The sequence below is a fragment of the Umboniibacter marinipuniceus genome (genome assembly GCF_003688415.1).
GTDB lineage: Bacteria > Pseudomonadota > Gammaproteobacteria > Pseudomonadales > DSM-25080 > Umboniibacter > Umboniibacter marinipuniceus.
Window position 1 is genome coordinate 42,651 of the sequence record NZ_REFJ01000007.1, and the last position, 24,332, is coordinate 66,982.

21 protein-coding genes are annotated in these 24,332 nt (G+C 50.8%); 11 read left to right on the top strand and 10 right to left on the bottom strand.

Going from position 1 to position 24,332, the window contains the following annotated elements:
* Positions 1–154: 154 nt before the first annotated feature.
* From DFR27_RS12180 to DFR27_RS12190, 3 genes are all read left to right on the top strand, one after another.
* Positions 155–562 (top strand): hypothetical protein, encoded by a 408-nt coding sequence (locus tag DFR27_RS12180; RefSeq protein WP_121877755.1) that lies wholly within the window; start codon positions 155–157, stop codon positions 560–562.
* Positions 563–651: 89 nt separating this feature from the next.
* On the top strand, positions 652–2,295 hold the full coding sequence (locus DFR27_RS12185) for an AMP-binding protein (protein ID WP_170150859.1): 1,644 nt from the start codon (positions 652–654) through the stop codon (positions 2,293–2,295).
* An 11-nt stretch (positions 2,296–2,306) separates the two neighbouring features.
* Entirely contained in the window at positions 2,307–3,461 is a 1,155-nt protein-coding gene (locus DFR27_RS12190; protein ID WP_121877757.1) for a GGDEF domain-containing protein, read from the top strand.
* A gap of 105 nt (positions 3,462–3,566) precedes the next feature.
* Here the strand turns inward: DFR27_RS12190 and DFR27_RS12195 are convergent, their stop codons facing one another.
* Together DFR27_RS12195 and DFR27_RS12200 are read right to left on the bottom strand one after the other, a co-directional pair.
* A complete protein-coding gene (locus DFR27_RS12195) occupies positions 3,567–4,052 on the bottom strand; it encodes an Lrp/AsnC family transcriptional regulator (RefSeq protein ID WP_121877758.1) in 486 nt (161 codons plus the stop codon).
* Positions 4,053–4,067: 15 nt separating this feature from the next.
* On the bottom strand, positions 4,068–5,441 hold the full coding sequence (locus DFR27_RS12200) for an aminotransferase family protein (protein WP_121877759.1): 1,374 nt from the start codon (positions 5,439–5,441) through the stop codon (positions 4,068–4,070).
* Between the two features lie 245 nt (positions 5,442–5,686).
* Here DFR27_RS12200 and DFR27_RS12205 point away from each other — a divergent pair, with 245 nt between their 5' ends.
* The 7 genes from DFR27_RS12205 to DFR27_RS12235 all read left to right on the top strand — a co-directional run bounded on the left by DFR27_RS12205 (position 5,687) and on the right by DFR27_RS12235 (position 13,745).
* Positions 5,687–6,934, top strand: a complete 1,248-nt coding sequence (locus DFR27_RS12205; protein WP_170150860.1) for a hydrolase — start codon at positions 5,687–5,689, stop codon at positions 6,932–6,934.
* Between the two features lies 1 nt (position 6,935).
* Positions 6,936–7,958: an arginine N-succinyltransferase gene (locus DFR27_RS12210; protein WP_121877761.1), complete on the top strand. Its 1,023-nt coding sequence runs from the start codon at positions 6,936–6,938 to the stop codon at positions 7,956–7,958.
* Positions 7,955–9,403 carry a succinylglutamate-semialdehyde dehydrogenase gene (gene astD, locus DFR27_RS12215; RefSeq protein ID WP_121877762.1) on the top strand — a complete coding sequence of 483 codons (1,449 nt, stop codon included), beginning with the start codon at positions 7,955–7,957 and terminating at the stop codon, positions 9,401–9,403. The genes DFR27_RS12210 and astD overlap by 4 nt, the downstream gene beginning before the upstream one ends.
* Entirely contained in the window at positions 9,400–10,722 is a 1,323-nt protein-coding gene (astB, locus tag DFR27_RS12220; RefSeq protein ID WP_121877763.1) for an N-succinylarginine dihydrolase, read from the top strand. The genes astD and astB overlap by 4 nt, the downstream gene beginning before the upstream one ends.
* A gap of 185 nt (positions 10,723–10,907) precedes the next feature.
* Positions 10,908–12,038, top strand: a complete 1,131-nt coding sequence (locus tag DFR27_RS12225) for a S8 family serine peptidase (RefSeq protein WP_121877764.1) — start codon at positions 10,908–10,910, stop codon at positions 12,036–12,038.
* Between the two features lie 34 nt (positions 12,039–12,072).
* A complete protein-coding gene (locus tag DFR27_RS12230) occupies positions 12,073–12,795 on the top strand; it encodes a 2OG-Fe(II) oxygenase (protein ID WP_121877765.1) in 723 nt (240 codons plus the stop codon).
* An 83-nt stretch (positions 12,796–12,878) separates the two neighbouring features.
* Complete coding sequence (locus DFR27_RS12235; RefSeq protein WP_121877766.1) at positions 12,879–13,745, top strand: DMT family transporter; 867 nt, start codon at positions 12,879–12,881, stop codon at positions 13,743–13,745.
* A 109-nt stretch (positions 13,746–13,854) separates the two neighbouring features.
* Here DFR27_RS12235 and trxC read toward each other — a convergent pair whose 3' ends face one another.
* The 7 genes from trxC to DFR27_RS12270 all read right to left on the bottom strand — a co-directional run bounded on the left by trxC (position 13,855) and on the right by DFR27_RS12270 (position 21,017).
* Complete coding sequence (gene trxC, locus DFR27_RS12240) at positions 13,855–14,268, bottom strand: thioredoxin TrxC (protein ID WP_245962659.1); 414 nt, start codon at positions 14,266–14,268, stop codon at positions 13,855–13,857.
* A gap of 39 nt (positions 14,269–14,307) precedes the next feature.
* Positions 14,308–14,961 (bottom strand): hypothetical protein, encoded by a 654-nt coding sequence (locus DFR27_RS12245; RefSeq protein WP_121877768.1) that lies wholly within the window; start codon positions 14,959–14,961, stop codon positions 14,308–14,310.
* An 87-nt stretch (positions 14,962–15,048) separates the two neighbouring features.
* Complete coding sequence (locus tag DFR27_RS12250; RefSeq protein ID WP_121877769.1) at positions 15,049–15,789, bottom strand: MBL fold metallo-hydrolase; 741 nt, start codon at positions 15,787–15,789, stop codon at positions 15,049–15,051.
* A gap of 172 nt (positions 15,790–15,961) precedes the next feature.
* The gene (locus DFR27_RS12255; protein ID WP_121877770.1) at positions 15,962–17,557 is read right to left on the bottom strand and encodes a phytoene desaturase family protein; all 1,596 of its coding nucleotides are present in this window, start codon (positions 17,555–17,557) and stop codon (positions 15,962–15,964) included.
* A gap of 18 nt (positions 17,558–17,575) precedes the next feature.
* On the bottom strand, positions 17,576–18,115 hold the full coding sequence (locus tag DFR27_RS12260) for a class I SAM-dependent methyltransferase (protein WP_147434546.1): 540 nt from the start codon (positions 18,113–18,115) through the stop codon (positions 17,576–17,578).
* Between the two features lie 87 nt (positions 18,116–18,202).
* On the bottom strand, positions 18,203–19,672 hold the full coding sequence (locus DFR27_RS12265; protein WP_121877772.1) for a DNA recombination protein RmuC: 1,470 nt from the start codon (positions 19,670–19,672) through the stop codon (positions 18,203–18,205).
* Positions 19,662–21,017 carry an MATE family efflux transporter gene (locus DFR27_RS12270; protein WP_121877773.1) on the bottom strand — a complete coding sequence of 452 codons (1,356 nt, stop codon included), beginning with the start codon at positions 21,015–21,017 and terminating at the stop codon, positions 19,662–19,664. Before DFR27_RS12270 ends, DFR27_RS12265 begins: the two co-directional genes overlap by 11 nt.
* Positions 21,018–21,180: 163 nt before the next feature.
* Here DFR27_RS12270 and DFR27_RS12275 point away from each other — a divergent pair, with 163 nt between their 5' ends.
* Positions 21,181–22,575, top strand: a complete 1,395-nt coding sequence (locus DFR27_RS12275; protein WP_121877774.1) for an L-serine ammonia-lyase — start codon at positions 21,181–21,183, stop codon at positions 22,573–22,575.
* Between the two features lie 104 nt (positions 22,576–22,679).
* Here DFR27_RS12275 and ggt read toward each other — a convergent pair whose 3' ends face one another.
* A complete protein-coding gene (ggt, locus tag DFR27_RS12280; RefSeq protein ID WP_121877775.1) occupies positions 22,680–24,329 on the bottom strand; it encodes a gamma-glutamyltransferase in 1,650 nt (549 codons plus the stop codon).
* Positions 24,330–24,332 lie beyond the last annotated feature (3 nt).

The following is a 24,332-nucleotide window of genomic DNA, read 5'->3' on the forward strand; positions in this document are numbered from 1 at the left end:
ATTCATGTCTAGGCACACTATATGGTGTGCCTAGACATAAATTCTTTGTTGACTACCCCATCATCTCAACTACTATTAGGTTAGTATTCACTTTTAGGGCGAAAGCACGGCTGCGCTCTGGGCTATTCATTGTTATAACCGGGGGGTTTGTCTCATGAACGAAGCAAGACACTTACTAGCTAGGTTTGAACCACAGGACTTAGCTCAAGAAGCCAACAATCTTATGGTTGCGCTCAATCTTTCGCTGATTGACCCTTCAACACCGTTTATTGACGAGAAGACCAAAATTAGCTTGAGTGAAGACCTACTGGACCACCTAGTGGAAGTTGAGGTCCATGTGGATATCAATTCCCCCTTCGACTTTGCCTTAATGTGTGTTCGAGAGGTCTGGGAGCAAATCCTTAAATTGGATCAGGCGTCATTTGAAAACTATCGAATTATTCGTCATCCGGAATGCGCCCTAATAGAGGCCGTTTCCGTGAACGACCAAATCGGCTGTGCCGTCCAATTCAGCGTCTTTCCCGCCAACAATGTTGTGCCGTTTAGACCTGCGAAGAGCTAGCCTAAACACCCCCCCTTTAAGGGTTTACTCAATCGGCGGATGTGGCATACTGAATCCATAATAAAAACGAACTATATGGTGAAATGCTTATGTCTAATTATCGCCCGCTAGCAAGCCTCGCTCAGCACGTTGCCACCCAACCTAATGCACCCTTTCTGCACCAGCCCTTTAACCGTGAATGGACCTCTTATACCTTTTCCGAAGTGGATGAGCAGAGCTCCAAAATGGCTGCCGCATTACTTCAGTTGGGGCTAGAAAAGGGAGATCGCGTTGCTATTCTGGGGAAGAACTGCGCCGAATGGATCATGGCCGATTTAGCCATTATGAAGGCCGGACTTATCAGCGTCCCCATATACTTTAGTGCCGGCGCGGACACTATTGATTACGTCATCGAGCATAGCGAGGCGAAAGCGGTCTTCGTTGGCAAGCTTGATAATTACGACCATGTCGCGGGTGTTTTTGCCGGCGGCATTAAAACCATCTCCTTCCCTTATCCAATGCCCGCATGTGATTTGCGCTGGCAGGATTTAATTGCAGTAACGCCTGCAATTGAACAACCGTATCAACCTTCTGACGACGACTTACTGTCAATTATTTATACCTCTGGCAGCACTGGAAAACCTAAGGGAGTCATGATTTCCTTTGGTAATTGCCAGGCAATTGGCGTGGCCTCAGCTGAGATTTCCGGGGACGCTTACACCAACGCAGACAGAGTAGTCTCATATCTCCCACTCGCGCACATTGCAGAGCGGGGGCTCGTGGAGTTGACCGCGCTTCACTCGGGCATGCAGATCTTTTTCGTTGAGTCGCTAGATACCTTCCGAGAAGATATTTGCCACGCAGAGCCTACTGTTTTCTTCGCTGTGCCACGGATTTGGCTGAAGATCCAACTTCAGGTTCTCGATAAAATCGGGCCCGATCGATTCGCAAAACTAATTAAGATCCCGTTAGTAGGTAAGCTACTCGCTAAAAAGGTTCGCAAGACACTAGGGCTTCATAAGGCGCGTGTAATAATTTCTGGGTCCGCGCCCATTTCGCCAGATGTTCTCAAGTGGTATCACCAGGTTGGCCTACCTATATCTGAGGGCTGGGCGATGTCGGAGACTAGCTGTGTCGGCACCATCAATCTACCTTTTCGAGTTGAAGATATTGGCTCAATTGGTCGCCCACTTCCCGGCGCAGATATTAAGCTATCTGAGGATGGTGAGATTCTTATCCGCGGCGCATTCATCACGCCTGGCTACTTCAAGAACCCAGAAGCTACTGCCGAGACCATGGACGGAGAATGGTTAAAGACTGGTGACCTCGGGCGCTTTAGAGCAAGCGGCGCGCTGGAAATTATTGGCCGCGTAAAAGAACAATTCAAAACCTCAAAGGGCAAATATGTCTCGCCGGTGGGTATCGAATCACTGCTATCTGCTTTCCCGCAAATTGAGCAAGTTTGCGTCATGGGTAGCGGTCTGCCTCAACCCATTGCTTTGGTTGTGCTGGCTGAAGGCATCCCGTGCAACGCCGAAACGCTTGAAGCCATCGCCGGAGAGGCCAACCTTAAACTCGAAGCACATGAACGCTTAGATGCGGTCATCGTCTGCTCTCAGCCATGGCTAATCGAGAATGGCTTGCTGACGCCAACAATGAAGTTAAAACGGGATGCTATCGAAAAGTGCCATCAGCCTACAGTCGACGGCTATCAGCGAAGTGCTAACAAGGTTGACGTCATTTACGAACCTTAGGAAATGATAGTATGGAGGACTTCTCGCCATTAAAGCCGCATCAATTTTCGCTGACGCAAACTGAGCGATCACGGCGAAAACGGAAAGCCATTGTGCGCGCCTCCGAGGGGTTCTTCCTCCTGCTTGCCGTTATTCTTCCGCTGGCCATTTTGGACGCCATTGAACTTTCACTCCAGGACTGGATTTCAGCGATAGCGGTCTGTTCCATGGTTTGGGGTTCGATGTTCATTATCGTGGTCACGAAAGTTGATCGCTTTCTCGCGTTCTTCGACCCACACTTTCTCGTCGTACCCGCTCTTGGAGCGGTGACCCTAATAAGCTACTTCGCCTATTTGATGCCAGACTTACGTATTCTGGTGCTTGGAGGATGGTTTACTGTACTGCTCTTCGGCGGTGGACTAATGACTTTTCGACAGTCGCTGGTCCTCTCGTTTGCCATGGGCATTGGCTATATGCTGGCTGTCTATGCTATCGCACAGACGGGTTACCCGATTAATCTCGCCGCTGAAGTCGGTCAAGTCATTCCATTCTGGGTTTTCTGGGGCTATAGCGGCAGAGTGACTGAGCGGATGCGGCTGAAACGATTGGAAAATCGAATGCTTCGCGAACAGTTAAGTCAGTACGCCTTCACGGATTCATTGACTGGCCTTTTTAATCGTCGAGCCTTTGAGCATGAATTTGAGCGACGAAAGGGTGTGCTCAAAACGAATGAGCACCTCGGCATACTGCTCTTCGATATCGATCACTTCAAGCGCGTCAATGATACCAAAGGTCACGAAGCCGGTGATGATTTACTCAAAGAGTTTGCGTCAATCCTATCTCGGGCATTTGGCAACGATGCCTGTCTGGCAAGGTTAGGAGGCGACGAATTTGCCGCGATCATTACGATTGATTCATTGGTGGAGCTTGAGCAAGCACTTGAGGATATTTTTTACGCTAACCGTCGAGCAATAGGAGGCCTATTTACTCACAGCTGTGGCGCCGTGTTTACCTCCAACAAATACTCTACCTCGCGGGTACTTCGTGTTGCCGATACGTCACTATACGAAGCCAAGTCACGTGGGCGTGATTGTTTCGTCGCCAAAGACTTAGACAAAGTCAGTGCGGCGTTAGCAACTGCTCCAAAGGTTGACCCATCGTTAGCAGATCTCGATCAACTTCGTTAATTTTCGGGAGTTAAGCTGGCGAGGCACACAGCAGCTGCCAGGTTGGCGCCAAAAAAGGGAAGGTAGCGCTACGCTCCTTCCCTTTTTAACCCATCAGTCTGGCGATTATCGAGAGAGCGGGTTTGCCACCAGTTCCGCTAGCGGATAACCGCTGAAGCGCTTACTTTCGCGCATAATCACATGCGTAGAGATGTTATTAATTTCAGGGCAACGATCAATTAACTGACTGGTTAACTCCATATACCTCGTCATATTCGCGCAGGCAAAACGGATGATAAAATCACAGTTACCACTCACCGTGTAGGCGTCCAAAGCCTCTGCTGTTGCAGCAACTTGCTCCTCCAGCACTCTAAAGGTATCTGGCGAATGATTACTGAGACTCACCGAAGCAATACATTGCACCGGGGAGCAGAGTCGCTCCACGTCGACTTCGGCACTAAAGGACTTTATCCACCCCTCTGCCTGAAGGCGTTGAAAGCGCTGATGACAGGCACTAGGCGACAAATTAACAAGCTCCGCTAGCTCTTTATTCGCCAAGCGACCATTAGCCTGTATGAGGCTGAGTATACGCAGATCTAGCCGATCTAACATTGCCACATCCTCGCCTTAATTGCCGAATGTTACCGAATCGATGGCTTGCTTGAGCACCGACACCAACTGATCGACTTCCTCGCGGGTAATGACCAGCGGAGGGGAAATAGCAATGGTTCCTACACTTGGCAGTGGACGAACAATTACGCCCGCTTCGCGACAGGCATTGGCTACTTTCAACGGCCACTTCTCAGCAGGGTCCGGAAGCAACTTGCTCGCTTTATTCGCCACTAATTGTACACCGGCGATAAGACCACGCCCGCGGATTTCCGCAACGTGAGGATGATCACCAATTTCGGCTTGTAGCTGCTCGTGTAAGTAACGGCCAGTCTCACCTGCTAGCTCAACTAAGCCTTCTTTCTCAATAATTTCAAGATTAGCCAGAGCGACGGCAGCACCAATTGGGTGACCACTGTACGTGTATCCGTGAGAGAAGGCGCCCAATTTCTCGGAGCCTAACTTCATTACTTCCCAAATATCTTGCGTCATAAACACGGCAGACATTGGGAAATAGCCACTGGTTAAACCCTTTGCGGTGGCCATGAAGTCAGGTTTGATATCAAGTACCTGCGATCCAAACCACTTGCCCAAACGACCATATCCGCAGACCACTTCGTCAGCAACTAAGAGAATATCATTTGCCTTCAATAGCGATTGCAGTTTTGGGTAATAACCCTTTGGAGGTTCGATAACCCCACCCGCTGCGTGAATAGGTTCGGCAAAGAACGCGCCAATATTCTCGGCGCCTTCTCGTTCAATGAGCTGTGCTACTTCGTCAATTAGGCGATCACAAAACTGCTCCTCGGTCTCACCCGCTTTCCCTCTGGTATAGAAGTGCGGACACTCTGTACGCAATACGAAATCAAGCGGCAGCGGGAACTCCTTATGGAAGCCACCTAGACCAGTTAGCGACGCCGTTGAGATTGAGGTGCCATGGTAACCCTGCTCTCTAGCAATCATCTTGGTCTTGCTATGCTGCCCTTTTAACGCGAAGTAGTGCCACACCAATTTAATAATCGTATCGTTAGCATCACTGCCGGAACTCCCAAAAAAGATTTTCGTCATCTGCTCGGGAGCTTTACTGAGCAGTTTCTCAGCTAAAGCAACCTGCCAAGGGTTCGAGGCGTTTGAAAACGTATGATAGTAACTAATTTGCTGAGCTGCTTGCTGCATAGCGTCCGCTAATTCTTTGCGTCCGTAACCCACATTAACGCACCACAGACCACCCACCGCATCGAGGAGCTCTCGTCCATTCGCATCCGTGACCGTTGAGCCCTTAGCCGACGTAATCATATCTGGACCGTTGGCCAATAATGCCGTAATTGAAGAAGCTGGGTGTAATAGAACCTCTGCATCCTTAGCCATCAAGCTCGCCATATTTTCTTTCATCGTCTAATCTCCTAACAGAACACCAGTCTGGTGTTACGAATGACTGCAACAATACGAATTTTATTCAATTGTCTAGCAATCAATGGGTGTTGAAAAGTGTTGATTCACTTTTTAGCATGCTTAGATTCTGGGACATATTGCCGTTTTCTTCAACGAATTTAATTCTGTTATCAATTTCTTTTCCGCAACTATTACGTGCCATTTTGATGCAGACTAGATTTACTGATATTAGATCTGAGCAACTTATGACCGAAACTGCATTACATACTACCAAATCGTCTTTAATTGCTAAGCTTCATTCAGAAGCTGACTGGATGATAGCTGAGACACGGCGACTAGCCGAATTAAATTCTGGCACCACGAATGTCGACGGTCTCAATTTGGTCGCGAACGAGCTAATCCAATTGTTCAGTACCTGGGCAGACCGAAGCGAGTGTCGAGCTCTTCCTGCTATTGAGTCGGTGTCGTCTGACGGGTCTATGGACCGATGGGACACTGCTCCCATGCTTATTTTCGCTCGCAACGAGCAAGCCCCATTGCAGTTACTCTGTACGGGTCACTATGACACCGTGTTTCCGGCTCATAGTGCATTTCAAACCACTTGGGTTGAGGGTAATCACCTCCGTGGTCCAGGTGTTGCCGATATGAAAGGCGGTTTAATGGTGCTGCTCGCTACGCTCAGAGCCATTGCTGGAACACCGCTGGATTCCTTAATTGGTGTTACCGTCGCGATTTCCCCTGACGAAGAGATTGGCTCTCCTCGTTCGGCTCCAGAATTAACTAAGCTCGCGCAGAATAAGCATTTCGGACTCACGTACGAACCAGCGTTGGCCGACGGAACCCTCGCCGGCGCACGAAAGGGCAGCGGCAACTTCAGCATGATCGTAAGAGGCCTAGCAAAGCATGCGGGTAGAGAGTTCTTCGAGGGCAAGAACGCCATCACCGCCGCAGCTAAGTTTGCCACCCAGATTGAGTCGCTCAGCAACCGCGAAACTGGCCTGACTGTAAACATTGGCAAGATTGAAGGTGGCGGCCCAGTCAATGTGGTACCCGAACTCGCTATTGTTCGCTTTAACATTCGCGTTGATCAACCGGAAGACACTCGTATTATCAACACGATTAACAACCTCGCAGGCGAGATCTCGGCTGAAACTGGCTGTTCGTTTGACTTACATGGCCACTTCAATCGCCCTCCGAAACCAATGACGGAAGCACAACAACAGATGTTCGAACTACTTCGAAGCTGCGGTGCTGAATTAGGCTTGGATGTGCAGTGGAAGCCAACTGGGGGCTGCTGTGAAGGTAATAATTTGGCCGCCGCGGGATTATTGAATATCGACACCCTCGGGGTTCGAGGTGGCCTAATCCATTCCGATGAAGAGTTTGCCTGCTTAGACAGCTTTGCCGAGCGAGCACAACTGTCAGCCCTGCTTATCTGTGCCCTCGCCGAGAAGTCTATCCCAAACATAAACGCGCTACTTGGAGACGCTTAACATGCTCGTTATTCGACCAGCTGAACTAGCCGATGTTGAGGACTTGTATGCGCTGGCACTCAAAGCGGGCAAGGGTCTCACCTCACTGCCGCCAGACCGCGAAACCTTAGCTGCTAAAGTCACCCTCTCAACGGAAAGCTTTGCGCGATCGCAAAACCATGTGGACGATTATTTTTTGCTGGTCATGTCTGACACGGCCAAGTCTCGGGTAGTTGGAACGGCCGCCGTTTATGGTACCACCGGAACGCGCCAAGCTTTTTACGCCTATCGACTCATGTCCGTTACCCACCACTCCCACTCGCTGGACAAGCAAATTCGTGCGGAGATGCTTCACCTCAGCAACGATTACACCGATTGCGCAGAGGTCGGCACGCTGTTCCTCGATCCTGACTATCGTGGCAACGGGCACTGGCTGTCGCGCTCCCGTTACTTGCTGATGGGCCAGCACTCGCACCGCTTCCAACCCTATGTTATTGCGGAAATGCGCGGCTGGCTAAACGAGCAGGGAATCAGCCCGTTTTGGGAGGCGATAGGACGGCAGTTTTTCGACATGAGCTTCGAAGAGGCGGATCGACTCTGTGGCATCGGCTCCAACCAATTTATTACCGAATTAATGCCTAAACATCCCATCTACACCTGCATGTTAGCCGATTCAGCCCAACGAGTACTCGGCAAGCCTCACGTTGATACCGTTCGAGCCGTGGAACTACTCGAGGCCGAGGGTTTTGAATACGACAAGATGATCGACATATTCGATGGAGGGCCAATTCTCCGCGCGAAGGTCGCGAATCTTCATAGTGTCAAGGCAACGGCGCATCGCAAGGTGCGCGTAGACGCTGAATTAGACGATTCATCAAAGCCTATTTATATGCTCGCCAACAGTTCGCTGGAGAGCTTTCGGGTTGTGTGCGAACCTGCTGTCTTGCAAGACAGCACCGCAACCATCACGCCAAGCATCGCCACACAACTTAACATCGCCAGTGGTGACGAAATTCACTTGCTTGATACAGGTAAGACCTCATGAGTAATTTTATCAATGGTACATGGGTTGCCGCCGGCGGCCCCGAAATGCGTTCCTACAGTCCTTGCGAAACCAACCTCATTTGGCTCGGTAACGAGTCTACTGAGGGCGATGTCAACGAGGCAATCAGCGGCGCCCGCCGAGCATTCAGTGAGTGGTCCGCCAAAACACTCGATCAACGGATCACGGTACTCGAGGCGTTCGCTAGTGAGCTCGCGTCGCGCCGGAGTGAGCTCGCCACCACCATCCATTGTGAAACTGGAAAACCAGAGTGGGAAGCGGATACCGAAGTGACCGCAATGATCAATAAGGTTGCCATCAGTATTCGCGCCTATCATGAGCGAACTGGTCATTCTCGAAACGACAACCTGGAGCTTCAGCATCGTGCTCACGGGGTGATGGCAGTATTTGGGCCGTACAATTTCCCAGGGCATCTCCCTAATGGTCACATTGTGCCCGCACTTTTGGCTGGGAATACGGTGGTCTTCAAGCCCAGTGAACAAACACCTACCGTTGCCGAACTCACGATGAAATGCTGGCAAGCAGCAGGGCTGCCTGACGGGGTTATCAATTTGGTTAATGGTGCAAAACAGACCGGCGTCGCATTAGTGAATGGCAATATCGATGGCGTACTCTTCACCGGTTCATCACTAACGGGGACTGCAATACATCGCAGCCTTGGTGGCCGACCCGAGGTCATAGCGGCGCTAGAAATGGGCGGTAACAACGCCATCATTGTTTCGCCCAACAGCGATCCCTCTCACGCAGCAGAACTGGTTCTTCAGAGTGCCTTCCTCTCCGCAGGGCAGCGTTGTACCTGCGCCAACCGCCTAATTCTGGTTGAGAGTGCGTCGAACAAGGCGTTTATAGATTGCTTAGTTGCGCTCATGCATCGGGTGATCGTTGATGGTGCTGAAGACCAAAGTGCCGAGGCATTTATGGGACCTGTTATTAATCGAACAACGGCAGAGAGCTTAATCAGCGCACAAGCGGCGCTCGTTGACGCCGGCGCCACTGCGCTGCGAACTATGGCGCAGCTAGACGAATTTGGGGTTCGCCTCAGCCCCGGACTCATTGACGTAACCCAGGTTGAAAACGTACCCGACGAAGAGCTTTTCGGCCCATTGCTCCAGCTTACACGCGTAAGTTCGATGGATGATGCTATTAGCGAAGCCAACCGAACGCGTTATGGACTAGCCGCCGGTTTAGTTTCCAACAACGAGCTGGAGCAACACCTCTTCCTTACTCACATCCGAGCGGGCGTCACAAGCATCAACGCACCTACAGCTGGCGCGTCCAGCTCGCTGCCCTTTGGCGGCGTGGGCGCAAGCGGCAACCACCGCCCTAGCGCTTACTACGCTGCCGATTATGCCGCCTGGCCACAGGCAACCATGCACGGTGCAGCAAGCCGCTCACAATCCTTAATTGCACGAGGTTTAGCGAAATGACTTTTCACGAAATGAATTTTGACGGACTTATTGGGCCCACTCACAATTACAGCGGCCTCGCGGTAGGAAACTTGGCGTCGGCGAAGAACGCCAAGAACACGTCATTCCCCAGAGAGGCGGCGCTTCAAGGTATTGAAAAAATGCGTACACTAGTCCGTAAGGGCTATAAGCAGGGCTTCCTACTACCTAATGCTCGCCCCGACCTCAATGTGTTGCGGAACTTAGGATTCACCGGCACCAACGCTCAGATTATAAACAAAGCCGCTAAACAGGCTCCCGAGCTGCTTAGTATGGTTTACAGCGCTTCGAGTATGTGGGCGGCGAATGCAGCAACCGTTACGCCTTCACTGGATTCAAAAGATGGCAAGGTGCACTTCACGCCCGCAAACCTTTTAACCACCGCTCACCGTGCCATTGAATACCCTCAGACGGAAAGAATTTTGAAGGCGGTGTTTAACAATACCAAGTACTTCAAAGTACACTCAGCGTTGTATGGCCAGAGCGAGTTTGCCGATGAGGGTGCCGCCAATCATACTCGCCTTGGTAGTTCGTATCAGGATGCCGGTGTGGGCTTGTTTGTTTATGGCCGCACAGGTCAATCGAACTTAACGCGCTTCCCGGCGCGTCAAACTCTCAAAGCCAGCCAAGCTGTGGCTCGCGCTCACGAGACTCGCGATGCGCTATTCCTCCAACAGAGCCCTGTCGCTATTGACGCAGGCGCATTCCACAATGACGTCGTTGCTGTTGGTAACGGGCCAGCCCTATTCTTCCATGAAGACGCGTTTGTAGCGTCGCAGCAAGCAGCCGTCTTTGCCGAGCTGGCTGAACGAATGCCCTTCAAAGCTATTTGCGTGTCGCGAGACGATGTCTCCCTCGCGGATGCGATCAGCAGCTATTTATTTAATAGCCAGCTGCTCGCTAGCCCCGATGGTTCAACCCATGAGATGCACCTCATTGCGCCCACCGAGTGCCGAGACAATCAGGCGGTATTTGCCTACCTCGAGCGCCTCATCGCCGATGATTCACAACCTATTCGCACCGTTACTTATGTAGACGTGCGGCAATCTATGAGCAATGGTGGCGGCCCCGCTTGTCTGCGTCTGCGGGTATTGATGAGCAATGAGGAAATGGCTGCCATCAACCCCAATTTTATTGCGACGGAAGCTCAACTGGATGTGTTAAGCGGATGGGTCAACCAGCATTACCGTGACGAACTCTCTCCGGCAGACCTAGCCGACCCTCAACTGATGACCGAGAGCTATGATGCGTTCACGGATCTCGAAGAGGTATTAAACTGTGAAGGAGTCTATCGGCTCTAGGTTTAGCGCGGAGCCGAGACGTGAGACCAACAAAGCGTGACACAGCTCTCATTTGCTCAAATTTAAGACAATCGCCTAAGTAACTTCCACTATAGTTGACGTGTCAGCAAGATAACTCATTACAAAGCTGACCATCAGCTAAAGGGACTTTTAGTTGGTGTTCCACAACCCAAAAGGTATTGTCTATGTATAAAAAACTACTTGCTTCAGCTGTTCTTGCAGCTATTGGTGCGCAAGCTTCTGCAGAAGCGCCTACCTTCTCCATGAGCGATGAAGTCGCTAATGTCCAGAACCGCTGTATCGTCCAGTTTAATGACTCAGTAGCGGCAAACAAAGTAACTGGCTTGGCGAACGCTATGGCTCGACGGGGCAACGCGTCGGTTCGTCATGTCTATGCAAACTCTATCAAAGGTTTTACGGTTAATATGCCGTGTCACGCCGCAGAGCGCGCATTCGGTGGCGATGCTGAAGTGGCTAGCCTACACCCAGATGGCGTTGTCTCAGCCTCACGTGGTAAGCCAGGTGGCGGCGGCGGAACTACTGGTCAAGTTGTTCCCTGGAGTGTTACCCGAGTGGGCGGAGCCGTTGATGGCACTGGCTATACGGCCTGGGTAGTCGATTCTGGCATTGACCTTGATCATGCTGACCTCAACATCGACGCCGCTCGTGGCTTTAGCTCTATTTGTAAAGGTTCAACGTGCTCAATGGATGACGACAACGGCCATGGCACACACGTTGCTGGAACGATTGCTGCACTGGATAACGACCAAGATGTGATTGGTGTCGCGGCGGGTGCCACAGTAGTACCAGTTCGCGTTCTCGATCGTCGTGGTAGTGGCTCATGGTCCGGTGTTATTGCTGGTGTCGACCACGTTGCTGCCAACGCTCAGCCAGGTGATTGCGTTAATATGAGCCTCGGTGGCGGTGTTACACAGGCGCTTGATGATGCCGTTATCGCAGCAGCTCAGCAGTCAGGAGCTTTCTTTGTTCTAGCCGCCGGTAACGATGGTGACGATGCAAACAATCACTCTCCAGCTCGAGCAAACGGTAACAACGTTTACACCATTTCAGCAACAGACATCAATGATAATTTGGCGTCTTGGTCTAACTTTGGCAACCCGCCGGTAGACTACGCTGCTCCTGGTGTAAACATCTTATCGTTGGGCAAAGGTGGTGGTACCGCAACGATGTCGGGTACTTCAATGGCCGCACCAGCTGCCTGCGCAGTGATCATGATGCGTAACGGCAATCCATCAACTAGTGGTTTCGCTGGTAACGACACCGATGGTACGCCTGATCCAATCGTGTCACTATAATTAGGTGTCACATCGGATTTAAGGTAAGGGGGGCATGAGCCCCCCTATTATTATGACTGAACATTTTATTACCAAGTTTCAAAATCTACTCTCACCTGAAGAGTGTGCTGACGTCATTACATTATTTGAAGGATCTTCGGCGCATCACCCTGGACGAACAGGCAGCGGGGTTGATCCGAGCAAGAAGAATAGCTTGGATTTAAATATCACCAAGCTCGAAGCGTGGAAGCCGTATAGGCAAGTTATCGAGCAACGAGTTATGGCAGCCTTGGCGAACTATGTGCGAAGTTATCCACACCTAGTGACTGGCGCGGTCGCTCCTTCAATTATTGATCCTCAGACATCTCAGCCTCGATCAATTACGGCTTCCGAGCTCACTGCACTCAACGATCAGACGCTCAGCCAGATAGTTCACAAGATTTTTCGCCTAGACGGATTTAACATGCAACGTTATTCACCCCAGGTTGGCGGCTACCACCACTGGCATAGTGAGCAATTTCCTCACCCGAACGACAGTGCTCAAAGATCACTCCATCGCGTGTTGCTTGTGCTGATTTACTTGAATGACGTAACTGACGGTGGTGCAACCGAGTTCATTCATCAGCAAGTAGCCATTCAGCCCGAAGCTGGCTCGCTACTGTTGGCCCCCTGTGGCTTTACCCATACACATCGAGGTCTTCGTTCGGCAACACAAACCAAGTATGTACTGGCCTCCTGGGTGATGTACCAACCTGCCGAACTGCTCTACGCTTCGTAAAGCCCTTAGTGGTTCCACGCAACAATGCTTGCCTATCGTTGGGGATGGCGCTTTAATGCACTCCTCAATAGATAGGATATATCGTGAACAGCATTGCCCTTTTTATCATCGCCTCGCTCATTTGGGGAACGACTTGGATTGCCATTACCTTCCAGCTTGGCGAGGTAGCACCTGAGGCCTCCGTGAGCTATCGCTTTGCGATTGCTTCGATTGGGATGCTACTCATCGCAAAATGGCAGCGGGTAGATATTAGGGTGTCTTGGCGCGCTCAGCTTTGGATGATGCTGTTGGGGCTATTCTATACCGTCAACTACATCTCCGTGTATCGCGCTGAAGCAGAAATTTCGTCGGGTCTTGTGGCCGTAGCTGGCAGCGGTATTCTCTTTTTTAACATCGTCTTGTCACGAGTGCTATTTGGCTACCTAATAACCCGCCAGCTTGCCATTGGCTCACTTCTTGGCCTAGCCGGAATTGCTGTACTGTTTGCCCCCGACCTCATCGCCTTTGAACCGCGCTATGCAATTGGTGTTAGCTTCGCTATTGTCGCGGCCCTCGCCGCATCAAGCGCCAATATGGTGGCCGTAAAGAATGGTAATGCTGGGCATAGTATTATCACCACTAACGTTTGGTGGATGATATGGTGCACCGTCTTCACCGCAATAGCCGTGCCACTGACTGGTAATAGCTTTAGCTTCTCGTGGGAGCCTAGTTATTTAGCGTCACTGTTCTATCTCGCCATTTTTGGCTCAATCGTCGCATTTACTAGCTACTTATCGCTAATGAAAAATGTGGGCCCTAGTAAGGCCGGCTATATTGCCGTGATCACTCCGGTCTTAGCGCTACTTATTTCAACGCTGTTCGAAGGCTTAGTTTGGAAGAGCACCGATTATATCGGTGTGCTGCTTATTATTATTGGTCAGATGGTTATCTTTAAGCGTAAGACAAAGTAGCGCTTAGCGGCCGTGCAAAACCTTGGGCTCAGCCCCAAATAGGAAGTTGGACGCAACACTCACCTTCGGGTTGCGCTGGCGCTATAGGTAAGACGCTATAGGTAAGACGCTATAGGTAGGGCGCTAGCCACTTGGTAAACTGCGCCAAATCTAGGGCACCTGCCAAGCGATTTAGCTCCTTACCATGGCGGTAAACGGCAATAGTCGGCAATGACCGAATATTGAGTTCTCTGGCCAGCGTTTCTTCAGCTTGGGTATCCACTTTGACAAAACGTGCCTGCTGGTCGAGCACTTCAGCTGCACGTTTAAATGTGGGCGCAAAACTTCGGCATGGCCCACACCAATCCGCCCAAAAGTCTACCACTAATAGTTGATCGGACTTATCTCTTGCCCGGATGAACTGCGCTCGATTAAAACTAACCGGGCCACCGGTGAAGACTAGCTGGCGGCACATGCCACAATGTGGCTCAGCACCCATTTTATTCTCAGGTACTCGATTTAAACCCGAACAATGTGGACACATTATAATCACAACGCTTTCCTCAGTTTTTCCAGCTCGTCATTAGTGGGGTTGACTCATAACAGGATAATAGATTTCGCCCCAGTCGTCATTGGCTGAATACATCATCACCTCAATCACAGCGGGAACCAACTCCTGTAATAGTAGCGTACCTTCGGCCACCTGAGAGCGATTAACCGAACTCTTGAAGGTAGCCCCGCCAAACATAATCTGATTTCTCAGCACACTTAGCCGATCCAATACTAACCCCAGAATCTTCGCCCCACTGCGCTCCTGGAAATACCGTGAGGCACGCAGACGTTGGCGGGTCAGCAAGCTATCCCATTGCGGGTTACTGATACGTTGATGCTCCCAAAATTCTCGCATTACGTACGGATTTTCAAGCAGCGATGCTACCGCATTAGGGTAGGTTTCCCAGATCACATTTTCCACCAGCCTTTGCTCATCCCGAGAGACCAATCGCTGAATAAATAACTGAAAAAGAGCGCGCTCTCCAAGCTTCGTATGCTGCTCATCCGCTACGCCCATACATGCGCTGAAGGCAATCCAAAGGCTGATAAAACGAAGGTCATCGGACTCACTATCAGTCGCGCACGCGAGCCAGCTGACGGCTCGATGAAGGCGAGTCCCTAGCGGGCCATCAATAGACTGAGACTTTAAGGTAGCTTTTAGCGTATCAGGGGATGTTTTCATCATACTAGAGTACCCCGAGTTGTTGGTAGGATTCAATTAATACGCTAATCGCTTGACCTCAGCGCGGTGTTTTAGCGCCAACACTAGCGCCTAGGGCAAGGCAACCATTTGCCCTTGGTACGCCAGCCCGGCAAAAACACCCCGAATATCCTTGTTCGCGAGTTGCCAATTATCCTCATAACTCATGAGGAATAGCTTTTTGCAGACGTCCGAAGGATAAGCGGCCTGCAGCGCATCGAAATGTGCGTGAACGGGGCTAGCGTCGGCGATAGAAGCGTCGTGAAAGCCTATTTCAAAGGTCAGGTTATTGATCACTTCAGGGATCGCCTTGGTATCACCGGAGTAGAAGAGGTAGTTGTCTATTAGGATCCCGAACGCGGCTTTATCCGGCGCATGATCTACGGGGATGGAACGAATAGTATGGGGACCATAGCGGAACGAGTTTTCACTGATCAACTTCACATCAAAGTAGTCAGTTAGCTTTTGCCGCTCACCGTTTATATTGCCCAGAGAACCCTTTAAGGTGTGTTCCCACAAGTCTACCTCCAACGAGGGCTCAAGAAAGAGCGTAGGACGAGTATTTAGTTTAAAGCGACTCTCAAAGGCTAATCGCTCAAGACCAAAGACGTGATCACCGTGGACATGGGTGATATACACGGCATCAATATCAGACCAACTATATCCCTGTTGATGAAGCGCCTGCTTAGCCGTATGCCCGCAGTCAATCATTAGGTTTCCGGCTGAACACGCTAGCAATGCATTATTATTAAAATGCGACAGCGACTCGGAGTTGCCACAACCAATGATTTTAAACTGACTTTCGCTTTGCATACGTCCGACCGTCCTATTTGAATCTTCTTTCTCTCATACTAGTGATAGCTTAGTACTCATGTTTATCGCCACTCGATGTGTTTTTCAAGTGGGCGTGTTACAAACTGCTTGATGAGCAATATTTTTAGCCATTTTAGCCCTAGGAGTGTGAGCCATTACTCACCGTAGAGAGCTAGGCCTGCCACCAGCTCTTTGTATCTTTCCAGATTTCGTTGGCAGCATTATGCCCTGGCGCTCCGGTCACTCCACCTCCTGGATGAGTACCCGACCCACACAGATACAGCCCCTCAATAGGCGTTCGGTAGTCTGAATATCCATGAATGGGCCGATTAGTGTAGAGCTGATCGAGCCCTAGAGAACCGTGCATAATATCGCCGCTAATTAAGCCAAACTCCCGCTCCAAATCCAGGGGGGATAGTATCTTCTTGCCAATGACGGCAGACTTAAAATTGGGGGCAAACTCCGTAACAAGGTCAATAATGCACGCGGCTGCCTCATCACGAAAATCATCCCAGCTGCGGCCATTTTTTAACTCTGGTGCAAAGTGCTGACAAAAGAGTGACGCCACATGCTGTCCTGGTGGTGCGAGGCTATCATCAACCGTGCTAGGAATCAGCATCTCTACAATGGGACGCGCTGACCAGCCATCTGCCATTGCATCAACGTAGGCTTGGTGCATGTAGTCCATGGTGGGCGACATCACCACCCCACTCTGATGATGCGGTTGCATGGTTACACCAGGCTTACATTTAAAGTCCGGTAGTTCGGTCAATGCCACATTCATGCGGAAGGTTGCAGAACCACAACGATAGGCGTCAATTCTTCGCTTAAACTCGGTAGGCAGATGCTCATCTGCCACCAACTGTTGGAATAGTAACTTGGGATTAGTATTTGACACCACTCGCTTGGCGTTAACGATTTCGCCATTGCTAAGTCTGACTCCAACCGCTCTACCCTGCTCAATAATGACTTCATCAACCCCCGCTGAGGTCTGTATGGTTACGCCCAGTTCAGAGGCCGCTGCCGCCATAGCCTGAGTAATGGAGCCCATACCTCCTACCGCATGCCCCCAAGCGCCGCTGACACCATTCACCTCGCCAAACACATGATGAAGTAATACATAAGCAGACCCCGGCGTATACGGACTAGCGTAGTTACCTACCACTGAATCAAACGCAAAGATGGCTTTCACGTGCTCATTTTCAAACCACTGATCAAGCACTTCTGCCGCACTTTTGGTAAACAAATCAATAACATCTCGGCGACCTGATTCCTTAATCCTATTAAGCGACCCTGCCATTCGAAAGCCGCGCATAACATTTGCGAACCCAGCGCCGTACTGAACAGGAGTTTCAAGTAACATTCCGCGAAGGAAGTCCGCCACCTGCTCCAACATCTCGTAATAGGCCGGAAGTGCTTCGGCATCGGCAGTTGAAAACCGCGCAAACTCTTTCTGGGTTTCGGCTAATGAAGCACCAAGCTGCAAGCTCTCAGTGTCATTAATCGGAAGAAAGTTGGAGGTGGGACGATTAAGAATCTTTAGGCCGTGACGAGACAAATCCATATCATCAATAACCTTAGGGTTCAGCAAACTAACGGTGTAGCTGGCAGTTGAGTTGCGAAACCCAGGATGAAACTCTTCCGTGACTGCTGCCCCTCCGACAACGCCGCGTTTCTCTAGAACTTTTACCTTTAAGCCTTTCTTTGCCAGGTAGAACGCACACACCAACCCGTTATGGCCACCACCTATCACTACAACATCTAGCATTCAACTTCGCCTTTATTATTATAAACTTTGATTAGCTCCGAAAATAGCGGTGTACATAGTAGCTGTGGGATCAATCGCATCTGGCCCTTCAACAATCAGCGCATTGCGTAACGGTAGGTAATCAACGGGGAAGTCGTTCTTGTAGTCCCCACCCTCCGACCATGTCACCACTAACAATCCGTCAGACTTCATTAAACCAAAGAGGCGCAGTAACGCCTGCTGCTGCTCGATACGATTCAGCCGCGGCCATTGATTACTGACTAGAATTGCGTCGTACTGAGGCTTACTAATGAGGCTCAACAAATTAGGTAGCTTATCGTGAATCCACTCTACCTCAGCGTCGCCATCGTAGAGCCGTTGCCACTGAAGATTATCCTCGACTGCAGTGACCTGCCAACCGCGTGACGCAAACCAGTGCGCATCGCGCCCACTCGCCGCGCCAATATCGAGAAAGCTGCCGCTGCGGCCTTGAAGGAACGGTAACCATTCCTCATGGTGCTTTTCGCTAGACACAGACCGAATTTGGCTATGCTTGGCTTTGATGAGCAACCGCTCCATTGCAATGTGACCTTCCATGGGTAGTATTAATGTGTTCCTACAATTAGTTTTACATGAGTTATCATCAAAAGAAAAGTATGTATGAAATCAATCATTTTTCGTCGACGTCTCTGGCAACTCAAGATTTGCTTTACCTACTAGCTCGGCATCCAATTCTTTGGTTACAGACACGCCCAGCTCATTGAACTCGGCCGCTTGCTTAATTAGATTTCCGCGCCCAGTTGATAATTGCCCTAATGCCTTGTCGTAGTGCTCTCGAGCTTGATCAATACCTTTGCCAACTCGTGACATACTCTCTAGGAACAGCCTTAGCTTGTCGTAGAATTTAGCGGCGCGGGTCGCTAGTTCGGCGCTGTGTTTACTTTGATCCTCAAAACGCCACAGCTGTCTGACGATATTTAGACTGGTTAATAGCGTAGTTGGCGTTGCCACTAGGACATTTTGTTCTATCGCTCTCTGGTACAAGCTTTCATCGTATCTAAGCGCTTCCACATAAGCCGATTCGATGGGAATGAACATGATCACGACTTCCGGCGAATTCAGCTCCGGTAGGTTGTAGTAATTTTTATTTGCCAGCTCCGTAATACGAGCACTAACAGCTGCCGCGTGCTCAGCAAGCGCTGCGGTTCGCAGGTCGTCGTCCTCAGCATTGACAAACCGTGTATACGCGGCCAATGATGTCTTGGCGTCAATGATTAAATGCTTTTCTTGAGGCAGATAAACGATGGCATCGGGGCGCTGCTGCTTGCCATTCGCATCCGTAAACCCTTTCTCGCGGGTGTAGTCAGTACCCAGACGCAATCCCGAACTGTCTAAGACATTTTCGAGCATCAGCTCACCCCAGTTACCTTGCAACTTCTTTTGACCTTGAAGTGCACTGGTTAGCGCATCGGCTTTGTCAGTGATTTGTCGGTTTAACTCCTGAAGCCCGATCAACTCTTGGCGAAGCGCACTACGTTGTTTCAACTCTTCAACATGTATTGACTCAACCTTCTCCCGGAAACCCTTCACGTCGATCTGCAGCGGCTGCAAAAGCTGCTTGATGGAATCCTCACTTTGTAATTTGAATGCCTGCCCCTTCTTCTCCAACACCTCTTGGGCGAGCTGCTCAAACTCATTCTTCAGCTGCTCTCTACTGGCTTTAAAGTCGGCGAGCTGTCGAGCAAAACTCGCCTCTCTTTCCTTCGAGGTGGCCGCCTGCTCTGCGAGCTGCTCCTTTGCCGCAGAGAGTGCTACTTGAACGACACTCAATTCCTGTTCCCTGCTTTCTGCTTGCTGAGCTAAACGCTGTTGCTCCGCTTCCTTGGCTTCCAGCAGTGCTCGGGCTCGCTGTAGTTGGCGATCGTTGTTTAGATTGGTCTGCTGAATTTCCGCTAACTCGGCGGCCATCTTGTCAGCTTCGACGGCACGCTGACGGTGGGCTTGTAGTGCTAACTCTGCGGATTGCAGCGCTTGGCCAGTACGCTGGTATTGTCTCAGCCACAGCAACGCCATGACCACCATTATCAGTACCAGTCCCGCGCACGCGCCGGCCAAAGCCAGTATGTCAATTTGCATCTTTCATCTCCGCTAATAGCTGCCTCTCCAAACGAGATTTCGCCAGTCGTATACAGTAAAAAATAGCGAGTACACCAAACACAAAGCCGCCCAATGAAAAGCCAACAATGGCTCCTTCAGCACCAAACCACTCGGCGCCCAGCCAAACGAAGGGTATAACGCCTAAACTGTTCCGCAAGAAATTGGCTGCCGTGGCAAAACCCGGTCGCCCCATATTATTGAAGCCTGCGTTCGCAACAAATAGCGCCCCCATCGCGCAGGTAAGCGGAATCGCGAAATAGCAGAAAGCGCTTACCACTTCGGCAACTTGCCCCTCCGCCCCAAATAGCATGAGGATATAGGGTAGGCTAACTACCATGAGCAACCAAAGCACGGCCGTGTAAGCACAGCTAAATTTAACCGAGGTCTTCAACGTGTCAATTACCCGCGGGTACTGACCCGCACCAACGTTCTGCCCAATAATCGGCCCCACCGCACCCGATAGCGAATAAAATACTGCGAACGCGACGGGCGTAATCTTCGAGATAATAGCGGAACCAGCTACCGCGGTAGTACCAATTTCAGCCAGCTTATAGGTGAGCAGTGCCATGCCAATTGGCGTGGCGAAGTTGGTGAGCGTTGTTGGGAGTGCAAAGCGCGCAATCATGCCCGCCTCAGCTCGAAAATGCTGCCAGTTGATTCGCGCCAGCATAGGGTGAACCTTCAACACTGCGTAGAGCGCGAAGCAAGCCATGGTAACCCTCGCGGCTGCCGACGCCATTGCGGCACCTTCAATACCCCATTCGAAATAGAAGATAAAAATCGGGTCAAGAATAAGATTTACCAAAGCGCCGGCAAGCATCATGGACATCGCCCGCTTTGCGTCACCCAGTGCACGCACAATGGCATTGGCGGAGGTTGCGATGACCATCACAGGAAAGAATGGCAACAACCACGCGCTGTAGCGATACGCCAATTCAGCGGCGCGTCCAGTAGCACCTAACCACGCCAGCAGCTGATCCAGCAATGGGAAGGTAACTAGGGCAATGGCCACCGCGACGATAGATGAAAAAAGCATGATATTGGAGGCGGTTGCCTTCATCTTCGCTTCGTTAGCTTGACCGATAGCCTTAGAGACCAGCGCTAACATCGCTACCGATAGGCCAATGCCAATAGATTGGGTAAAGAAAAGGATAACCCCAGCAAAGCCAATTGCCGCCAAGATATCGTGGTCACCCAGTTGACTAAGAAAAATAAGATCCGTTAAATCAACGCCGAAGATGGCCAATAGGCCAACGGTTGACGTTGCCGACATCACTAGAATGTGATTGAGCACGTTTCCCTGAGTAAAGTCCTTCTTCGCCATGAATCCCAACCTGAAAATAAATCGAATGCTTAATTTAACAGTTTTAGCGCTCAGCAACGAAACAAATTTAGGTCTAGGCTAAATAAACCCGAAGCTGCTATAGTTCCCCGCAGTAAACAAAATTTCTTATCGGAAATTTTCGACCGTATTAAATGAGATTCCTATGGCTTTAAGCATTTTTGACATTTTTAAGATTGGAGTTGGCCCCTCTAGCTCGCACACGATTGGCCCAATGTGGGCAGGTCGCTACTTTTTAAACGAGCTCATCGCACGTAATGAACTTGAGAAGGTCGCGCGGATAAAAGTTGGCCTCTACGGTTCCTTGGCGCTTACAGGCTTTGGTCACGCTACCGATAAAGCGGCGGTACTAGGCATTTCGGGACTTGCTCCGGATGTAATGTGTCCGGATTTCGCAGATGAAGTTTTCAACAGGGCCAAGTCCGAGGGCAAGCTGCGCCTCAATGACCTGCGAGACATCGACTTCAATTACGAAAGCGATATGATTTTTCATTTTAACGAAGCGCTGCCAGAGCACCCGAATGGTATTCGCTTTTATGCGGTTGATGAGAACGGTATCGGCTTATTCGAGAAAGCCTACTTGTCTATCGGCGGTGGATTCGTGGTGAGCGTGGATGATTTTCACAACAACACGGCCTCCGAAGATTCTAACGTTGAGGTGCCGTGGGCTTTCAAGAATGGCGACGACATCCTGGCAATCTGCGAAGAACAGCAGTTTAGTATTGCTGAAATGGCGTATCAAAACGAGGGAGCAATAAGCGGCTTATCACGCGCCGAGATTGATGCCCGTATTGACCATATCTGGGAAGTTATGAAGGCCTGTATTGATCGCGGTATGCGCATGGAAGGCCAACTACCAGTAAGCGGCATTAGCCGTCGTGCCAAGGATATGCTGACCAGTTTGACCGCACATCCTGAGGCCATGTTGAGTGATCATTTCGCCATCATGGATTGGGTGACCCTGTTTGCTATGGCCGTCAACGAAGAAAATGCCTGTGGTGGGCGTGTCGTTACCGCACCAACCAATGGCGCTGCTGGGGTTATTCCTGCAGTACTCGCCTACTATACCCGCTTCGACAAAAAGAGCAGCGAGCAAGGGGTCCGTGACTTCCTTGCCACGGCTGCGGTAATTGGCATGCTTTATAAAATGAATGCATCTATTTCCGGTGCCGAGGTGGGCTGTCAGGGCGAAGTTGGCGTTGCCTGTTCAATGGCCTCGGCCGGTTTAGCCGCCGTCATGGGAGGCAGTGTTTTACAGGTGGAGAATGCCGCTGAGATTGGTATGGAGCATCATCTTGGCATGACCTGCGACCCGGTTGGTGGGCTAGTTCAGGTGCCGTGTATTGAGCGCAATAGTATGGCCGCGATCAAAACCATTACTGCCGCCCGCTTGGCGTTGCGCGGAAACGGCTACCACGAAGTCTCCTTGGATAACGTCATAGAAACCATGTACAACACCGGTTTAGATATTCAGGCCAAATATCGAGAAACCTCTCAGGGCGGCTTAGCCCTCTATGCCGGCAAAAAATCACAATGTTAAGTGAATTGGGCAACCTAACTTAGGCACCGTCATCGCCATGCTTAAGTGCCTCGTTAGCCCCTTGAATAATTAGGGGCTAGCGAGAGCTAGCGAAGTATTCGCTATCAAAAGCTCAGTGCAATACCGCGACCGCGAGGATCCGCTGCCGCGTGATAAGTATCACCTTCTCTCGCCACCACCTGAAGATCGCCTAACCACTCCACCGAGTGACTATAGCCCAACTCAGCTAGGTAACTCATAGCTTCCTCGGAGAGTGCCTCACTCATTAGCAAGTGGTTCTTGGGGAACAGTTGATGGTGGAATCGACTACTTGAGACCGATTCTTCTGCGTTTTGGCCGAATACATAACGATTCAAGATGGTTTGCGCCACACTGGTAATGATGGTCGAGCCTCCTGGCGTTCCGCTGACGAAATCGACCTTCCCCTCCACAAGCACTAAACTGGGCGTCATTGAGGACAGCATGCGTTTGTTGGGCTCAATGGCGTTAGCCTCTCCGCCTATCACGCCGTAAATGTTTGGCACGCCGGGTTTTGCAGAAAAATCGTCCATTTCATTATTGAGCAGAAAACCGGCGCCCTCTACCACATTTCCGCTACCAAACGACCAATTCAGGGTGTAGGTATTTGAGACGGCATTGCCGGCATTATCGACAATGGAGAAATGAGTAGTCTGAGGGCTCTCGAGTGAGCCATAGCTTATGTCCGCCGTTTCAGAGATAGCACTATGATTTACCTCTGAAGCCCTTGCCTTAATATACTCATCGGCAAGTAGCGCCTGCTGCGGCACACTAACAAAGTCCGGATCACCTAAATACTCGGCACGATCCGCGTAGACCCGCTTATAGATTTCCGCAAGCTGATGAACATAATCAGCACTATTGTGCGAAGGGGAGTTATTCACTTGCGCATACATACCAAGAATTTGCAGCAACGCAATACCTCCGGAGCTCGGCGGTGGTGCCGTGACTACCTGGGTACCTTGCCACTCACCCACCAGCGGAGTGCGCCACTTAACGTGATAGTTCGCCAGGTCCAGCTTGCTGACTAAGCCGCCCGTTCGGGCCATCTGGGCGACAATCAACTCCGCCGTCTTCCCTTTGTAAAAGCCGTCAGGACCTTGATCAGCAATACGCTGAAGAGTCTCCGCAAGACTGGGCTGCTTGAAGCGTTCTCCGGTGATAAGTTGAGCGCCAAAATAGTCATAGAAATTGGAGTCCCTCCCCATGGCTGTTTCCATGAAGTAGGATGCCTCTTGTTCTAGGTGAGCCTCTACAATAAAGCCCTCTCGAGCAAGCCGCACGGCCGGCATGACTAAGTCCCGCCAAGGCTTACTGCCATACTTTTGGTGCGCCGCCCATAACCCAGCAACCGTCCCAGGTGTACCTGATGACGCCCCACCAGTGAGGGATGCATTCGGTATCACTTCGCCGCTGGCATTTAGATACATGTCACGAGAGGCATCGGCTGGCGCTGTCTCTCGATAATCGAGAAAGTCGTTGACGCCATCCATGTGAAGAAGCATAAAACCGCCGCCCCCAATATTCCCCGCCTCGGGATAAGTCACGCTTAGCACGAAGCCCGCCGCAACGGCAGCATCCACGGCATTTCCACCTGACTCAATGACCTCTTTCGCTACCGCTGCTGCATGCTTTTCGGGCATGGCTACTGCCCCCGCTACGGAGCTATTCGCAAAGCTCAGCGCCACGAAAGCTAGCGCCACCCCAACGAGCTTTTGTTTTATGCTCACACTCATTTT

Coding starts and splice junctions, on each gene's coding strand:
- DFR27_RS12180 (WP_121877755.1), top strand. CDS start 155: ATGAACGAAGCAAGACACTTACTAGCTAGGTTTGAACCACAGGACTTA.
- DFR27_RS12185 (WP_170150859.1), top strand. CDS start 652: ATGTCTAATTATCGCCCGCTAGCAAGCCTCGCTCAGCACGTTGCCACC.
- DFR27_RS12190 (WP_121877757.1), top strand. CDS start 2,307: ATGGAGGACTTCTCGCCATTAAAGCCGCATCAATTTTCGCTGACGCAA.
- DFR27_RS12195 (WP_121877758.1), bottom strand. CDS start 4,052: ATGTTAGATCGGCTAGATCTGCGTATACTCAGCCTCATACAGGCTAAT.
- DFR27_RS12200 (WP_121877759.1), bottom strand. CDS start 5,441: ATGAAAGAAAATATGGCGAGCTTGATGGCTAAGGATGCAGAGGTTCTA.
- DFR27_RS12205 (WP_170150860.1), top strand. CDS start 5,687: ATGACCGAAACTGCATTACATACTACCAAATCGTCTTTAATTGCTAAG.
- DFR27_RS12210 (WP_121877761.1), top strand. CDS start 6,936: ATGCTCGTTATTCGACCAGCTGAACTAGCCGATGTTGAGGACTTGTAT.
- astD (WP_121877762.1), top strand. CDS start 7,955: ATGAGTAATTTTATCAATGGTACATGGGTTGCCGCCGGCGGCCCCGAA.
- astB (WP_121877763.1), top strand. CDS start 9,400: ATGACTTTTCACGAAATGAATTTTGACGGACTTATTGGGCCCACTCAC.
- DFR27_RS12225 (WP_121877764.1), top strand. CDS start 10,908: ATGTATAAAAAACTACTTGCTTCAGCTGTTCTTGCAGCTATTGGTGCG.
- DFR27_RS12230 (WP_121877765.1), top strand. CDS start 12,073: ATGAGCCCCCCTATTATTATGACTGAACATTTTATTACCAAGTTTCAA.
- trxC (WP_245962659.1), bottom strand. CDS start 14,268: ATGTGTCCACATTGTTCGGGTTTAAATCGAGTACCTGAGAATAAAATG.
- DFR27_RS12245 (WP_121877768.1), bottom strand. CDS start 14,961: ATGATGAAAACATCCCCTGATACGCTAAAAGCTACCTTAAAGTCTCAG.
- DFR27_RS12250 (WP_121877769.1), bottom strand. CDS start 15,789: ATGCAAAGCGAAAGTCAGTTTAAAATCATTGGTTGTGGCAACTCCGAG.
- DFR27_RS12255 (WP_121877770.1), bottom strand. CDS start 17,557: ATGCTAGATGTTGTAGTGATAGGTGGTGGCCATAACGGGTTGGTGTGT.
- DFR27_RS12260 (WP_147434546.1), bottom strand. CDS start 18,115: ATGGAGCGGTTGCTCATCAAAGCCAAGCATAGCCAAATTCGGTCTGTG.
- DFR27_RS12265 (WP_121877772.1), bottom strand. CDS start 19,672: ATGCAAATTGACATACTGGCTTTGGCCGGCGCGTGCGCGGGACTGGTA.
- DFR27_RS12270 (WP_121877773.1), bottom strand. CDS start 21,017: ATGGCGAAGAAGGACTTTACTCAGGGAAACGTGCTCAATCACATTCTA.
- DFR27_RS12275 (WP_121877774.1), top strand. CDS start 21,181: ATGGCTTTAAGCATTTTTGACATTTTTAAGATTGGAGTTGGCCCCTCT.
- ggt (WP_121877775.1), bottom strand. CDS start 24,329: ATGAGTGTGAGCATAAAACAAAAGCTCGTTGGGGTGGCGCTAGCTTTC.